12 protein-coding genes are annotated in these 14,560 nt (G+C 72.8%); 6 read left to right on the top strand and 6 right to left on the bottom strand.

The window, feature by feature from the left end:
- The first annotated feature begins 33 nt into the window (after positions 1–33).
- A complete protein-coding gene (locus ABZ342_RS04440; protein ID WP_051183801.1) occupies positions 34–735 on the top strand; it encodes an IclR family transcriptional regulator in 702 nt (233 codons plus the stop codon).
- 21 nt (positions 736–756) lie between these two features.
- On the opposite strand, the gene ABZ342_RS04435 is transcribed toward ABZ342_RS04440, so the two are convergent.
- Positions 757–1,071 (bottom strand): nuclear transport factor 2 family protein, encoded by a 315-nt coding sequence (locus tag ABZ342_RS04435; protein ID WP_155545119.1) that lies wholly within the window; start codon positions 1,069–1,071, stop codon positions 757–759.
- Between the two features lie 99 nt (positions 1,072–1,170).
- On the opposite strand from ABZ342_RS04435, the gene ABZ342_RS04430 reads away from it, so the two are divergent.
- Positions 1,171–1,422 carry a hypothetical protein gene (locus ABZ342_RS04430; RefSeq protein ID WP_155545118.1) on the top strand — a complete coding sequence of 84 codons (252 nt, stop codon included), beginning with the start codon at positions 1,171–1,173 and terminating at the stop codon, positions 1,420–1,422.
- Between the two features lie 52 nt (positions 1,423–1,474).
- Positions 1,475–2,053 carry a hypothetical protein gene (locus ABZ342_RS04425; protein ID WP_360468654.1) on the top strand — a complete coding sequence of 193 codons (579 nt, stop codon included), beginning with the start codon at positions 1,475–1,477 and terminating at the stop codon, positions 2,051–2,053.
- 344 nt (positions 2,054–2,397) lie between these two features.
- Here ABZ342_RS04425 and ABZ342_RS04420 read toward each other — a convergent pair whose 3' ends face one another.
- The gene (locus ABZ342_RS04420) at positions 2,398–4,452 is read right to left on the bottom strand and encodes a glycoside hydrolase family 3 C-terminal domain-containing protein (RefSeq protein ID WP_360468652.1); all 2,055 of its coding nucleotides are present in this window, start codon (positions 4,450–4,452) and stop codon (positions 2,398–2,400) included.
- A gap of 163 nt (positions 4,453–4,615) precedes the next feature.
- Here ABZ342_RS04420 and ABZ342_RS04415 point away from each other — a divergent pair, with 163 nt between their 5' ends.
- Complete coding sequence (locus ABZ342_RS04415) at positions 4,616–5,107, top strand: hypothetical protein (protein ID WP_360468650.1); 492 nt, start codon at positions 4,616–4,618, stop codon at positions 5,105–5,107.
- A gap of 261 nt (positions 5,108–5,368) precedes the next feature.
- On the opposite strand, the gene ABZ342_RS04410 is transcribed toward ABZ342_RS04415, so the two are convergent.
- From ABZ342_RS04410 to ABZ342_RS04395, 4 genes are read right to left on the bottom strand one after another with little or no spacing between them, the layout of a single operon-like run.
- Complete coding sequence (locus tag ABZ342_RS04410; RefSeq protein ID WP_155545114.1) at positions 5,369–6,346, bottom strand: hypothetical protein; 978 nt, start codon at positions 6,344–6,346, stop codon at positions 5,369–5,371.
- Complete coding sequence (locus ABZ342_RS04405) at positions 6,343–9,747, bottom strand: SMC family ATPase (protein ID WP_360468648.1); 3,405 nt, start codon at positions 9,745–9,747, stop codon at positions 6,343–6,345. Before ABZ342_RS04405 ends, ABZ342_RS04410 begins: the two co-directional genes overlap by 4 nt.
- Before the next feature lies 1 nt (position 9,748).
- On the bottom strand, positions 9,749–10,909 hold the full coding sequence (locus tag ABZ342_RS04400) for an exonuclease SbcCD subunit D (RefSeq protein WP_360468646.1): 1,161 nt from the start codon (positions 10,907–10,909) through the stop codon (positions 9,749–9,751).
- A 35-nt stretch (positions 10,910–10,944) separates the two neighbouring features.
- Entirely contained in the window at positions 10,945–12,687 is a 1,743-nt protein-coding gene (locus ABZ342_RS04395; protein WP_360468644.1) for an ATP-binding protein, read from the bottom strand.
- 671 nt (positions 12,688–13,358) lie between these two features.
- Here ABZ342_RS04395 and ABZ342_RS04390 point away from each other — a divergent pair.
- Both ABZ342_RS04390 and ABZ342_RS04385 read left to right on the top strand, forming a co-directional pair.
- Positions 13,359–14,036, top strand: coding sequence for an HU family DNA-binding protein (locus ABZ342_RS04390; RefSeq protein ID WP_155545108.1), 678 nt, complete (start codon positions 13,359–13,361; stop codon positions 14,034–14,036).
- Between the two features lie 302 nt (positions 14,037–14,338).
- The gene (locus ABZ342_RS04385; protein WP_360468642.1) at positions 14,339–14,500 is read left to right on the top strand and encodes a hypothetical protein; all 162 of its coding nucleotides are present in this window, start codon (positions 14,339–14,341) and stop codon (positions 14,498–14,500) included.
- Positions 14,501–14,560: the final 60 nt, after the last annotated feature.

Below are 14,560 nucleotides of genomic sequence, written 5' to 3'. Positions count from 1 at the left end.
ACTTCCCAAAGTGCGGGACGCTAGTATCGGGTCGTGGGACAGCATAGCGGTATCGGAGTACTGGACAAAGCAGTGGCCGTCCTGCAGGCGGTCGCGGACGACCCCTGCGGCCTGGCGGAACTGTGCACGCGGACGGGCCTGCCCCGGGCCACCGCGCACCGGCTCGCGGTCGGCCTCGAGGTGCATCGGCTGCTGCGCCGGGGTCCCGACGGCCGCTGGCGTCCCGGTACGGCGCTGGCCGAGCTGGCCGGCGGCTCGACGGACCCGCTGCTCGACGCGGCCGGCGTGGTGCTGCCGAAGCTGCGGGACGTCACCGGGGAAAGCGTGCAGCTCTACCGCCGCGACGGCGTGCAGCGCGTGTGCGTCGCGACGGCCGAGCCGCCGAGCGGGCTGCGCGACACGGTCCCGGTGGGCTCGCGGCTGCCGATGACGGCGGGCTCCGGAGCGAAGGTGCTGGCTGCGTGGGCGGATCCGCACACGCAGCGCACGATCCTGGCCGACGCGGTCTTCGGCGAGCGGACGCTGCTGGAAGTGCGCCGGCGCGGCTGGGCGCAGAGCGTGGCCGAACGCGAGCCGGGCGTGGCCAGCATTTCGGCGCCGGTCCGCGATTCGGCGGGCACGGTCGTGGCGGCGGTGTCGGTGTCGGGCCCGATCGAGCGCATCGGCCGCAAGCCGGGCGCGCGCTGGGCGGCGGACCTGCTCGCGGCGGCGGACGCGTTGCAGGAACGGCTCTAGGGCCGGGAACCGCGCCGGTGGCTAAGCCTGACCCGTTTCGAAGCGCGCCACCTTGCCGTCGCGAACGGTGAACGCCCACCGCGTCCGCATCGCGCCCCACGTCGAGTTCGAGTAGTTCGCGACGAACTTCCGGCCCTCGTCCTCCGCGGCTTCCACCTCGAGCCGGCCCTGGCTGGAGAAGATCTCTTTTTCCGTCCAGTCCGCCAGATCGCGGTCCGTGCCGTCGTCCGACATCGTCGCGTCCGGGGTGAGCGCGGCCCGGAACGCTGTGCGGTCGCCCGCGTTCAGCGCGTCGATGAACGCGCGCACCGCCGGGTCGCCGATCGAATCCGTCATGGGCTCATGGTGCACCGTTCGGGGGAACCTCGCGAAAGCCGCGTATTCGGTGACGGCGGTCACGTCTCCTTCAGGACAGCTCCACGGAGGGGGAAGACCATGCTGAACAGAAGGGCACTGGCGATGCTGCGGGCCGTCGGCGCAGGGCGGGCCGAGCTGACCTGCAGTTGCGAGCCGGACCTGCGGGTCGACGGGTTGCCGTGCTGCGACCAGGCGACGGCGCACGAGCTGGCGCGGGCCGGGCTGATCCGGCCGGCGCGGGGGCCGGTCGTGACCGTCGGGCAGTGGACTCGCGCGGAACTGACCGACGATGGCAGGCTCGCGCTGGGCGGGACGCTCGCCGCGGCCTGAGGCAACCGCCGGGCCGGCTCGCGCGTGTACCCGCAGAGCGTGAGGGGAAGCCATGAAGATCGTCTTGGGACTGCTCGGCGCCTGCCTGCTACTGGCCGCGTGCACGGAGCCGCCGGCCCCGACCGCGCCGACCGTGACGGTGACGGCCCCGGCGACGCTCACCACGGCGCCGGCCGTCGACCCGGCGACGCGCGCCTGGCTGGACGGCTTCTGCTCCGCCATCCACGGCTACCGCAAGCGCACCAACGAGGAGGCGGCGCCGTCGACGTCCCAGCCGCACTCGGTCCAGGAATCGCAACAGGCGTTGAGCGAGCAGCTGGGCGGCATCGCGGACCGCGCGGGCGAGGTCGTCGACCGGCTGGCGGCGCTCCCGCCCGCCCCGGTGCCGCTGGCCGAGACGGTCCGGAAGGCGTTCGCCGAAAAGTATGCGACGGCCCGCGACCGCGCCCGAGACGCGAAGACGGCGCTGGACCGCGCGAAGCCGGGCGACATCGCTTCGCAGAATCCGGCGGTGAAGGCGCTGGAGCAGGCCCAGCAGGACGTCGACGGCACGTACGACCCGGTCGCGCCGCTGGTGGAGTCCCGCGAGCTGGTGACCGCGGCGGCGGTCACCCCGGGCTGCAAGGCCTGAAGCGGCCGCCGGGCCCCACACCAGACCCGCCCACACCAGACCCCGCCCTCCCTGGGCAGGGCCCCGGCAAAGTCGGGGGGCGGAGCCAAAGGGGGCTGTTTCCGCGGCGCTGGCGTGGCTGCGGTGTCCTGAATGACTTATTCAAGACATTGGCGGAGCTGCGAGTGAGCGAGCCACTGCGACTTTGCGGGACCCCGCCCCCACACCAGACCCCGCCCTCCCTGGGGGCCTGCCCGCTTCCAGCGTATCGAGTCCCGCCGACGAAAAGCCCGGCGAAGCCCCGGCTCGGCCACGCTGATCCACATCACGCCGGGGCTGTGGACAACTCCGCGAGGCCGTGACCGTCAACGCGTGAGCGGCACCCGCAGCGGCAGCGAGCGCGACGAGTCGCCCACCTGGACCGTGAACCCGCCCCGCACCGGCCGCCACGCGTGGCGGCCCGTGTCCCACACCGAAAAGTCGCGCGCGTCCAGGTCGATAGCCACCCGGCGGGCCTGGCCCGGTGCCAGCTCCACCCGCGAGAACCCCTTCAGCTGCCGCGGCGGCTCGCCCGCGGCCGCCGGGAAGCCCAGGTACAGCTGCGCCACCTCGGCACCGGCGCGCTGGCCCGTGTTCCGGACCGTGAACGTCGCCGTCGCGCCGTCGCCGGTGTTGCGCACCGACAGCCCGGAGAACGCGAACGTCGTGTACGACAGGCCGTGCCCGAACGGGAACAGCGGCGTCTTGCCCTGGGCGTCGAACCACCGGTAGCCGACCTGCAGGCCTTCCGAGTACGTCGCGACGCCGTTGACGCCCGGGAACTGCGCCGCCGTGTTCGCCGGGGTGTCGGCGTCCGTCGCGGGGAACGTGACCGGCAGCTTCGCCGACGGGTCGACGTCGCCGAAGAGCACGCCCGCCACCGCGGCGCCGTCCTGCTGGCCCGGGTACCACGCCTGCAGGATCGCGGGCACCGACGACGCCCACGGCATGAGCACCGGCCCGCCGCTCTTCACCACGACCACGGTGTGCGGGTTCGCCGCCGCGACCGCCGCGACGAGGGCGTCCTGGTTGCCGTCGAGCGCCAGGCTGTGCCGGTCCTTGCCCTCGGCCTCGTTGTCGCCGACCATCACGACACTCACGTCGGCGGCGCTCGCCGCGGAAGCCGCGCGCGCCGGGTCGCTGCCGTCGTCGAGGGTCACGGTCGCTCCCGGAACCCGCTGCCGCAACCCGGGCAACGGGTCGACTGTGGACGTCGGGATGACGGCGGAGCTGCCGCCACCACCGGTCTTGGCCTTGGTCGCGAACGGCCCGATCAGCGCGATCGAGCGCACCGCGCGGTCGTCGAGCGGGAGCTGGGCGTGCTCGTTGCGCAGCAGCACCATGCCGCGCTCGGCGAACTCCTTCGCGGCGGCGTCGTGCCGCGCGGTCGGCAGTGGCGTCAGCGTCGGCGGGTGGTCGAACTGGCCGAACGCGAACATCGTCCGGAACCGCGGCAGCAGCAGTTCGCCGACGCGCTGCTCGCTGACCTGCCCGGCGAGGACGGCCTGCTTCATCTTCTCGCCGTACCAGGTGCCGTCGATCATTTCGAGGTTCATGCCCGCGTTCGCCGACCCGACGGTGCTGTGCGCGGCGCCCCAGTCGGACTGGACGAACCCCTTGAACCCCCAGTCGTCGCGCAGCTTGTCCTGCAGCAGCGCGGGGTTCTCGCACGTGAACACGCCGTTGATCTTCGGGTAGGCGCACATGACGGAGCCCGCGTGGCCTTCGGTGACCGCCTGTTCGAAGTGCGGCAGGTAGATCTCGTTGAGGGTGCGCTCGTCGATGTGCTCGTCGATGCTCTGGCGCTGCGTCTCCTGGTTGTTCGCCGCGTAGTGCTTGACCTCGGCGATGGTGCCGTTCTCCTGGATGCCGCGGATGTCGGCGGCGCCGATGTCCCCGACCAGCACCGGGTCCTCCCCCATGCCCTCGAACGTCCGGCCGTTGCGCGGGACGCGGGCGATGTTGATGTCGGGACCTTCGGACACGTTGTGGGCGAGCGCGCGGGTTTCGTCGCCGATGAGGCGGCCGTAGCGGCGCGCGAGGCCGGTGTCGAAGGTCGACGCCAGCGCCATGGTGGCCGGCAGCGCGGTGGCCGGCTTCTGCGGTTTGTCGTCGGCCGGGCCCATGCCGGCCGGGCCGTTGGCGATCCGGAAGCCGGGCACGCCCAGGCGCGGGATGGGCGGCACGAACCGCTGGTGCTGGGCGTCGGGCTGCAGGTGCAGCTGCGAGATCTTCTCGTCGAGGGTCATCGCGGCGACGAGCTCCGCGGCGCGGCGGTCGGGCGACTGACGGGCGTCGCGCCAGGGCTGGGCATCCGCGGTGGCGGGGGCCGCGATCGACAGTCCCAGTACGGCGGCCATGATCAGTGGGCCGTTGCGCATCGCGGTCTCCCTCGTCACTGAACGGGATCAACGGCGGACAAGCTAACGCATACGTGACCAGGAAACATAGACTCGATAGTCGTTCACGTACTTGAACATTTCCGTGGCTCAACCGTTTTCGCGGCTCAAGCGTGGAGGGGACACGCAGGAGAGGGGACGGATCATGCTGAAGAAAACACTGATCGGACTAACGGCCGCGGGGGCGGCGACGCTGACGGTGGCGCTCCCGGCCGAAGCCGCCGAGGTCAGCTGGGGCCTGACCCAGCAGGCCGAGCCGGGGGGCCGGGTCGACGCGGAGACGTACGCGGCCAGCGGCGGCTGCACCCCGGCCACGGCGGTGACGTCGAAGGGGTTCGCGGCACCGCTGGTGTGGTCCGAAGGCGGCAACTTCGGCCGCGTCGGCGGCCACACGACGGCGATCACGACGCCGGGCAAGTACAGCGCGACGTTCACGTGCACGGACGGCCGCAAGGCGACCCAGACGTTCACCATCGTGGGCACCCCGCCGCCGTCGTCGACAGCGAAGCCGAAGCCGCCGGCCAGCACGAAGCCGAAGCCGCCGACGACGTCGACCAAGCCGGTGAAGCCGGCGAAGCCGCAGGTCGCGGTCAAGCCGGCGGGGGCGCCGCAGACGGGCGACGGCTCGCTGAGCTGACCATCCACAAAGGACACCTCGGGTCGGGCGGTCCCCAGGCCGCCGTCCCGGGGCCGCCCACCCCCAGAGGGCGGATTCCGGCCCGGCGGTGTGGACCGCCGGGCCGGTCTATGCGCGGCGGAGGATTCGAGTTGTCAACACCGCTCCGCGGTTGTGGACAACCGGCGCCGCCGCGGGTCTTCGGACCGGGTTTCGTCCGGGGGCGCCGATAGACTGGCCAAGGGCACGCCCCCCAGGGAAGGGCGGGGGTCCGACCGGGTCTCAGCGAACCGCGGCCACCCTCAGCGCCCGGTAAACGAACTGCTGATCCCCCAGCCGATGCCGCAGGTCCCGCTCCAGCCCCGCGATCGGATAGAGGTTCTGCGGCGCCCGCGAGTCCTTGTACTCCACCGACGCGAACCGTCCCAGCACCGACTGCGTCAGGTTCGCCAGCCCCGCCACCTCTTCGCGCCCCAGGTGGGGCGCCGCCTCGACGCGCACCACTCCCGACCACGGTGGGCCGCCCACCGAGGGCAGGCGCAGGTACCACGAATGCCGGACCCACGTCGTGCCCATCAGGAACACCGGGGTGCGCTGGTGCGGGCCCAGCCTGCCGACCATCGCGTTCAGGTCGCCCGGCAGGTACGTCGTCTGGTGGCTCTTGATGAACCCGACCGCCCGGGGCAGGTGCGTGCGGCCGCTCAACGGGCCGTCCACCACCAGCAGGTCGCTGCCGACGTGGCCGGCGATCGCCCGGCGCGCTTCGGCCGCCGTGTCGAGCTCGGCCTCGGCCAGCTGCTCCTGCAACGCCGACGAGAGCACCACCGGCAGCGGCTTGTCCTCCTTGGCCGCGGCGCGGAACGCGCGGTAGACCCCCGCCGACGTCGGGATGTCACCCGCCTCCGAAGCCACCGTGAACACCCCTCGCCGGACGTCGGTCGCGACGACGTGGGCGCGCCCCGAGCAACAGCACACCACTCCCGCCGCGTACGACGCGCAAAGGCCGATGGACGCCGAGTTCATGCCCGCCGGGTCGTCGATCCACACCCGGGCGTCGATGCGGCGGACGCCGTCGACGAACAGCACCGCCTCGGGCGGCGACACCGGGGACGGGTCGATGGGGGTCCACTCCGAGACCGGCACCTCGACTTCCAGCTCGACCTCGGCGCCGGAGCGCGCCAGCTCCTCGGCCTCCATCGAGCTGCCGTAGCCCGGGTCCCACGAGTCGACGCTGAAGTTCATCCCGGCCACGGCCGTCATGCGCCCTCCCTGCTGATGTGCGAGCCGGTGCCATCGCGGGTGACCAGGAACCGCACCGGCACGCGCTCGGCGAGCGCCGGCACGTGCGTGATCACCCCGACCATCCGGGAGCCGGTGGCCGACAGGTTCTCCAATGTGGACGCCACGACGTCGAGGGTGGCCTCGTCCAGGGTCCCGAACCCCTCGTCGAGGAAGATCGACTCGAGCTTGGTCGCGCCCTCGGCGGCCATCGCGCCGAGCTGGGACGACAGCGCGAGCGCCAGCGAGAGCGACGCCTGGAACGTCTCCCCGCCGGACAGCGTCTTGACCGGGCGGCGGGCGTCGGCCTCGTTGTGGTCCACCACCAGGAAGTCGCCCTTGTCGTGGGTCAGCTCGAACTGACCACCGGACAGCTCCAGCAGCGACGCCGACGCTTCGGCGACGAGCGTGTCGAGCGCCCCGGCGATCAGCCAGCGCGGGAACTTGTCCGAGCGCAGGAGATCCGCGAGCAGCCGCGCGACCTGCGCTTCGGACTCCGCGGCCGCGATGTCGCCGTGCAGGCCCGCCACGCGCGCCACGCGCCGCTTCATCTCCGTGTGGTCGCCCTCGGCCCGCGCCCGGGCCGCCGCGACGGCCACCGGGACGCGGTCGCGCACCGCGCCGGTTTCGTCCAGGGAGACGCCGAGCGCGGTGACGTCGTCGACGACCGCGCGTTCGGCCACTCGCAACGCTTCGGCGGCTTCGCCCTCGGCGGTCGTGGCCGTGGCCACTCGCTCGCGGTGCTGCTTCGCCTGCCCGGCCGCCCAGTCCGTGAGCGCGGTCCACGCGCCGAGGAGGCTCTCTCCGTCGATCGGCGGGGCGCCGAGCCCCACCAAGGGGTCGCGCGCCCGGGACAGCCGCTGCCGTTCGGCGTCGACCTGGCCGGCGATCCGAGCCTGGGCTTCCGCGGCTTGTTTCGCTGTCGCGCGGGCGGTCCGCAGGTCCGCGTCGGCCGTCTTCGCGGCTCGTTCGAGTTCGGCGACCTTCTCGAGCTGCTCGGCCACCACCTCGGCCGAGGGCGCGCCCTCCAGGGTGGCGGCCAGTTCGCCGTGCCGGCGCCGGGTGTTCGCCAGCTCGGTGCTCGCCGCCTGCTCGGCCAGTCCCGCGTCGACCGCCCGGGTGCGGCGCTGCTCCGCTTCCCGCTCGGCGGTCTTGAAGTCCTCGCCCGCGACGACGGCTTCCTTGCCCGCGGCTTCGGCGGCCGCCTCGCGGGAAGCCAGCGCCGCCCGGCGTTCTTCCAGCGTGGCGGCCGCCCACGCGGTGAGACGCTGCCAGCCCGCCGGCACGTCATCGCCGTCGATCGCGGGCGCGCCCAGCTCCACCAGCGGATCCCGAGCCGCCCGCAGTGCTTCCCTGGCCGCCGCGAACGACTTTTCGACGACGTCGGCGTCGTTCCGCGCCGCCGCGCGTTCGGCGCGGGCCGCGGCGAGTTCCGCGTCCGCGGCGCGCGCGGCTTCGGCGACGCGGGTGCGGCCGTCGATCGTCGCCGACAGCCACTCCCCGCGTTCCCGGACGGCGGTGACGAGATCCGCGAAGTACTGCTCGGAAAAGGCGGCCTCGACCGGGCGCCGCAGCACCGGCGACTCCGGTGGCCCGTCGACCTCGGCGAGCACCGCACGCAGTTCTTCCGCCTGCGCGGCCGCGGACACGGCCGCGTCGGCGTCGCGGTCCACGGCCCGCTCCAGCTTGCGCACGACGGCTTCGGCCGCCGCGCGCTCGCGTTCGGCGTGCTCGACGCGTTCGCGGGCCTCGGCCAGGTGGGCGTGCCCGCCCGCGTCCGGCACCGTCGTGACTTCCTGCTCGCACACCGGGCACGCGTGCCCGGCGACGAGGCCGGCCCGCAGCACCAGGGCCTGCCCGGTGCGTTCGGCTTCGCCCAGCGCGGTCTTCGCCGCGACGAGTCCGGCGTCGGCGCTCGCGAAGGACGCCCGCGCGGTTTCGAGCTCCTTCCGGCGCGCGGCCTGCTCGGGCGCGGCCTTCCGTTGCGCCTCGCACAACGCGTAGAGCGTGCGGGCGTCGGACCGGGCCGAGGCCAGCGGAGCGACGTCCGGCTGCGCGCCCAGCGCCTCGCGCGCTTCGGCGTCCGCGGCCTCGGCCGCGCGCAGCCGCGCGTCGGCACCGGCGAGGCGTTTCGCCACGCGCGCCGAATCCGCCGACAGGTCCCCGAGATCCGCAGGCGTGCGCAGCCCGGCCAGCCGGTCGCGGTCCTGCCGGGCCCGCGCGGCTTCGGCGGCGGCGTCCTCGGCGGCACGCGCGGTCGTGTCCCGGGTCCTGCGGGCCGCGTCGACCGCGGCCACGGCTTCGGCGGCCGCCGCGGTGGCGGCCGCTTTCGCCGCCGCTGCCGCGGTCGCCGCCTCTTCCAGGCGCGGGAGGGCTTTCTCGGCCTCGGCGACCTCGGTCCGCGCGGCGCGGATCCGTTCCAGCTCCCCGCGGGCGGGCGCGGCGGCGAGGGCGGCGCGGGCCGCTTCGTCCGCCGTCTCGGCCGTGTCCAATCCCGCCCGGGCCGTCGTGGCCGCGTCCGCCGCGGCGCGGCGCCGGGTTTCGAGGTCTTCGACGCCGTCCGGGCGTTCCAGCGCGTCGAGGACACCCAGCTCCCGCGTGAGCGTCGCGACCAGCTGCCGCGCTTCGTCGTGGACGCGGGTGGCGTCGGACAAACCCGGCAGGGCCGCGCTCACCCGCGCGTCGAGGTCCGCGAGTGCCGTCATCCGCGCGGAAAGCTCTTCGACGGCTTCTTCGGTCGCGTCGGCGTAGCTGCCGAGCTGTTCGGCGAGGACGGCGGCGCGCTGCTTCTGCTGCTCCGCCGTGACGCCGGCGCGACGGCCGATCCGTTCGTAGACCTCCAGGCCCAGCAGCTTGATCAGGATCTTCTGCCGGTCGGCGGCCTTGGCGTGCAGGAACTCCGCGAAGTCGCCCTGGGGCAGCGCGACGCAGGTGCAGAAATGCTTGAACGTCAACCCGAGCAGGCGTTCGACGGCCGGGGTGACCTCGGAGTCCGCGGCGACCGGGTCGGCGTCGTCCTCCGGCCCGCCGAGCGCGGCCGGGTCGGCGAGCCGTTCCAGGCGGACGTTCTTCACGCTGACCGTGGGTTTCTTCCCGCCGCTGCGCCGGACTTCGCGCACGACGTGGTAGCGCGCGCCACCCGCGTCGAACACCAGCCGCACGGTGGCCCGGTTCGCCGTCGGGGCGAGCGCGGGCGCGACGAGCCCTTCGTGGTCCCAGCGCGCGACAGAGCCGTACAGGGCGAAGGTGAGCGCGTCGATCACGGTGCTCTTGCCGGCGCCGGTCGGCCCGACGAGCGCGAAGTAGTCCGTGTCCTCGAAGCTGACTTCGGTCTTGTCGCGGAACGACGCGAAGCCGGTCATCTCCAGCAGCACAGGCCGCATGTCACACCCCGCTCGTCTCTTCGTCGTGCAGCCGCGCGAAGAGCGACTGGACGCGCTTGTCCTCGACCGTCCGCTCTTCGCAGTAGGAGGCGAACAGCTCCCCCGGCGAACGGTCCGCGATCGCGCGGTCGCCGCCCGCCGTCGTCACCGGGGCGGCGAACTCCGGATCGATGCGGATCTCCAGGGCGTTCGGCAGGGCTTCCTGGATCTCCTCACGCAGCCCGGCCCTGGTCGCTTCGCGGACGTAGACGCGGAGGTAGTCCTCGCCGAACTCCTCGGCGCGGCCGACCAGCTCCGCCACCGTGCCGTGGACGGTCCGCAGCCGCCGTCCCGCGGTCATCGGGATTTCGGTGATCTTCGCCGGCGTCGTCGGCGTCACCTCCACGGCCAGGATGACGCTCTTGTTGTCCTGCTCGCCGAAGTCCACGGCGAACGGCGAGCCGCTGTAGTGCACCGGGCAGGCGGCGGGCAGGGACTGGCGCCGGTGCAGGTGGCCCAGCGCCACGTAGTGCGGATCGGCGCCGAATGCCGTGGCGGGCACGTGGTACTCGAAGATGGACTGCGCCGCGCGCTCGCCGCCGCCCATCGTCCCGCCGGTCACCGTCAGGTGCGCCATGACGAGGTTCACCGCGCCGGCCGAGAACCCGGACTTGAGGTGTTCCAGGATGTCGCGCACGCGCTGGTCGTATTCGCCGACGTTGTCCGCCGGGGTGCCGGCGAGCAGCTCGGCGGCGCGGACCGCGTAGCGCTGGGAAAGGAAGGGCAGCACGGCGACGTTGACACGCTCGCCGGTCGAGCGGGCGTCGAACGACACGACCCCGCCGTCCGCGACCGGCCGCGGGTTCCCGGTCAGGTGGATGCCCGCTTTCCGCAGGAGCGGCCGGTACGCCTCGAAGGTCGCCGCGTGGTCGTGGTTCCCGGCGATCGCGATGACCTCGGCGCCGGTGTCGCGCAACGCCATCAGCGCCTGGACCACGAGCTCCTGCGCGGCGGCCGACGGCGCCGAGGTCTCGTAGAGGTCGCCCGCGACGAGGATCGCGTCGAACGCCTCGTCGCGCGCGGTCCGGACGATCTCGCCGAGCACGGCCCGCTGCTCGTCCAGGCGGTTGCGGCCCTTAAGCGTCTTGCCGACGTGCCAGTCGGAGGTGTGCAGGAACTTCACACTTCGTCCTTCCGTTCAGGTAGCGGGCGGCGGGCTCAGAACGGCGGCGGGTCGTCGCCGAACGGGTCGCTGCCGCCCGTCGGCAAACCGGCGAAAGGATCGGACTTCTTCGAGGAAGCGGTGGTCGACGGCACCTTCCCGGCCTCGGAAAGCCGCGTGGCCCAGGCCGGGAACGGGAAGCCGACGGCGATCGGCACCGGGATCTCCGGCTGGCTCACGAACATCGTGCCGGGCGTGGCGAGCGTCGCGCGGACCCGCTGGCTGGCCGGGAGGAAGCCGTACTCGGGCCGCGATGCCTCGGCGGCGTCGAGGCGCCCGACGATCCGCACCGAGCTGTTGCTGACGATGCGGCGCTCGACCTCGCTGGCCGTCTGCTGCGCGCCGATCAGGATGACGCCGAGGGAGCGGCCGCGCTCGGCGATGTCCAGCAGCACCTCCTTGATGGGGCTGCTGCCTTCGCGCGGCGCGTACTTGTTCAGCTCGTCCAGCATGGTGAACAGGAGCCCGCCCGGGCCGGCGGCTTCCTTGCGCGCGGTCTCCGCGGCGAGCGTGACGCCGACGACGAACCGCTGCGCGCGCTCGACGAGGTTGTGGATGTCCACCACGGTCACCTGCTGGTTCTCCGTGGACAAGGAGCGCGCGGAGTGGTCGGTGAGATCGCCGCGGATCAGGCCGTTGAGCGCGCGCTGGCTCGAGCGCAGGCGCCGGATGAAGGCGTTGACCGTGCCCGCGCCGGTGACCGCACCCGCCCAGCTCGCGCGGGTTTCCTCGTCGGTGACGCGCTCGCAGATGACGTCGACGAGCTCGGCGTAGGTGCGGCACAGGACGCCGTCGACGTTGGCGGCACCGTCCTTGCCCGCCGGGGTGCTGTCGAGCCGCAGCCGGTTCGCGACCTGGTGGATGACCATCGTGTACTGGTTGCGCTCGTCCTCGGCGTCGGCGAAGACGTAGGGCAGCAGGTCCTTGGCGCAGAACTCCGCGATGGTCCACCAGAACGCGCCGACGCCCGAGGTCCGCCCGGTGACGTAAGGCTTCCCCGTGGTGTCCGACGGCGTCGGCGGCGCGTAGAAGCCGACGGACGCGAAGGGCTCCGCGGGCAGGCCGAGCTTGGCGTACTCGGCCTTGAGCTTCTCGTCGAGGTGGACGTTCGGGGTGTCGAGGAACAGCAGGTCCTCGCCCTTGACCGAGAAGACGAGGGCCTTGGCGTTGTGGGCGTTCGGCAGGGCACCGCCGCGGAAGATCGAGTGCAGCAGGAACAACGCGAACGACGTCTTGGTGGCGACGCCGGAGACACCGCTGATGCTGACGTGCGCGCCGCGGGTGCCGTCGAGGAAGTCCATGTTGAGGTAGACGGGTTCGCCGTCCCGCCCCAGCCCGACCGCCACCTGGCGGGTCATGTTGTCGAAGTACAGCGCCTGCGCGCGATCCTCCCCCACGGCGCGCTGGACGACGGCCCCCGGCCGCGGCGGCACGTAGCACTCGGGCTCGACGCGGGTGGTGGCGATCTCGGCGATCTCCTGCACCTGCGCGGGCAGGACACCGTCGGAGATCAGGAAGACGTCGCTGCCGAAGCTGGCGCCCTCGTGCCGCGCGCTCACCTGCGTCACGACCCCGAAGGACGTGACTTCGCCCAGGCCGGGGAGTTCCCGCCGGGTCACGACGACGTCGTCGAGCTGCAGGTAGGCCTCGGGATCGATGGCCACGTGGAACTGCAGCGGCGTCGAATCCTCGGTGCCGGCCACCCGGCCGACCACGGTGGTGAGCGTGTCCTGGTCCACGGTTCTCCCTGTCTCACCCGGCGCTTCCTCCGGCCGCAGACTAGCTCGCCGGACCGACAGTCCCGCGCCCAACACGGCGTTGCGCATACTGCGCACCGGAGTCGTCACCGGCGGCCGTGGCTGGGCCGAACGAGTGAGTTCACCCCACGGGGAAGATCCTTTTCGCCTCACCGTGTTCCGGCGCGGGCGCCACCGGTTGCGCCGCAACGGACCTCGCCACGCCCCGGAGAGGTCGCCGAGGGCGGGCGGGGCGTTACTGCGTTGGCCCCACGGCGAAGCGGCGCCGGCGGGCTTCCGGCGGGTGCCCCGGCGACCCCGCCGGCGGGTCCGGGAACTCCCGCCGCTGCGCGGGATCGGGCTCCGGGTGGCCCCGGCCACACGCCGGGAGGCCCCGGCCCGGCGTGTCGCGAAAAAAGTCTTCCGAGAGGGCTCCGGTCCTATATGGACGACCACTGTGGACGGCCTGGCTATAGTGTTTTGCCTGCTCAGGGCCATGGTCGAGGTTCGGTTCCCATTCCGGTGCGCCTCTCACAGAGGTCCTTCGAGAGGCGGAACCAGCGCCCTCGCAAGGAAATATTTCGACCTCCGGTTGGATTTTGTGCGGTATTGGTAATACCGTGTGCAGTGTCGGCCGAGATGGGCCGTGACTAGTTCCACTATGGAGGACTGGAATGACGAACAAGGCCCAGCTGATCGAGGCGCTGTCGGAGCGTCTGGGCGACAAGAAGGTGGCTTCGCAGGCCGTTGACGGTCTGGTGGACATCATCATCCGGACGGTCAACAAGGGCGAAAAGGTCAACATCACCGGCTTCGGGGTGTTCGAGAAGCGCGCTCGCGCCGCTCGCACCGCCCGCAACCCGCGCACCGGTGAGGCCGTGAAGGTCAAGAAGACCAACGTCCCCGCCTTCCGCGCCGGCACGACGTTCAAGGACGTCATCTCGGGCTCCAAGAAGCTGGCCAAGGCCGCCCCGGTCAAGCGCGCCACCGCCGCGTCGACGACCACCCGCGCGACCACCGCCAAGGCTTCCGCCCCGGCCAAGGCCACCAGCACGCGGGCCACCTCGACCCGTGCGGCCGCGGCCAAGCCGGCCACCGCTCGCGCCACGGCCACGCGGACCCGCGCCGCCGCCGCGAAGCCGGCCACCAAGGCCACCGCCACCAAGGCGGCCCCGAAGACCGCGGCCAAGGCCCCGGCTCGCGCCACGGCGGCCAAGGCCACCACGGCGAAGGCGACCACCACGCGGGCGAAGGCCGCCGCCAAGCCGGCCGCGACCAAGACCGCCGCCGCGAAGAAGCCGGCCGCCGCCAAGGCCCCGGCCAAGCGCACGTCGGCTGCCAAGAAGAAGTAGTTCACGAGCCTCTCTCCGAAGGGCCCCGCACCACACCGGTGCGGGGCCCTTCGGCGTTCCCGGGCCGGCGCGGGAACGGCGTTCACCGCGCGCCGGAGTGCGCTGGCGGGCCGGAGAACGCGGAACCGGTCCCGGCCGGCCCTACGGACCACCTGGGCGGGTGGGCTGCCGCAGGAATCAAAGCCGCCGGATTCCGGAATACCCACACCGGAGAAACGATCGCCGCCCCGATGGTTGCCCGCCCGCTCCGGCGGGTAGCCGTAAGAAAGGAATTGCTCGAAGACCCCAGGCGAGGAGTGGTGATGGCGGCCAACGAGAAGCGGGAAGACCCCGACGCGGAGCTCGCCCACTCGCGGCAGCTCATCAACGAGGCCAAGGAGGCGGCCGCGAAAGCGAACCTCGCGGACTCCGCCGACGAGGAGACGGATCCGTCCGGCCCCGAAGGCGATGCGGGTTCCGCGTAAGCCGGAATCGCCGGGCCGGGCCTCCACAGTGGAACCGGCGCGGAGCGTCCTATCAGGACT

The sequence above is a fragment of the Amycolatopsis sp. NPDC005961 genome (genome assembly GCF_040629235.1).
GTDB classification, from domain to species: Bacteria; Actinomycetota; Actinomycetes; order Mycobacteriales; family Pseudonocardiaceae; genus Amycolatopsis; species Amycolatopsis camponoti.
This window is presented reverse-complemented; position numbering and strand designations above follow the sequence as displayed.

Excerpts from the sequence above, each read along its gene's own strand:
- ABZ342_RS04435 (WP_155545119.1), bottom strand. The coding sequence starts at position 1,071 with ATGACGGATTCGATCGGCGACCCGGCGGTGCGCGCGTTCATCGACGCG.
- ABZ342_RS04430 (WP_155545118.1), top strand. The coding sequence starts at position 1,171 with ATGCTGAACAGAAGGGCACTGGCGATGCTGCGGGCCGTCGGCGCAGGG.
- ABZ342_RS04425 (WP_360468654.1), top strand. The coding sequence starts at position 1,475 with ATGAAGATCGTCTTGGGACTGCTCGGCGCCTGCCTGCTACTGGCCGCG.
- ABZ342_RS04420 (WP_360468652.1), bottom strand. The coding sequence starts at position 4,452 with ATGCGCAACGGCCCACTGATCATGGCCGCCGTACTGGGACTGTCGATC.
- ABZ342_RS04415 (WP_360468650.1), top strand. The coding sequence starts at position 4,616 with ATGCTGAAGAAAACACTGATCGGACTAACGGCCGCGGGGGCGGCGACG.
- ABZ342_RS04410 (WP_155545114.1), bottom strand. The coding sequence starts at position 6,346 with ATGACGGCCGTGGCCGGGATGAACTTCAGCGTCGACTCGTGGGACCCG.
- ABZ342_RS04405 (WP_360468648.1), bottom strand. The coding sequence starts at position 9,747 with ATGCGGCCTGTGCTGCTGGAGATGACCGGCTTCGCGTCGTTCCGCGAC.
- ABZ342_RS04390 (WP_155545108.1), top strand. The coding sequence starts at position 13,359 with ATGACGAACAAGGCCCAGCTGATCGAGGCGCTGTCGGAGCGTCTGGGC.
- ABZ342_RS04385 (WP_360468642.1), top strand. The coding sequence starts at position 14,339 with ATGGCGGCCAACGAGAAGCGGGAAGACCCCGACGCGGAGCTCGCCCAC.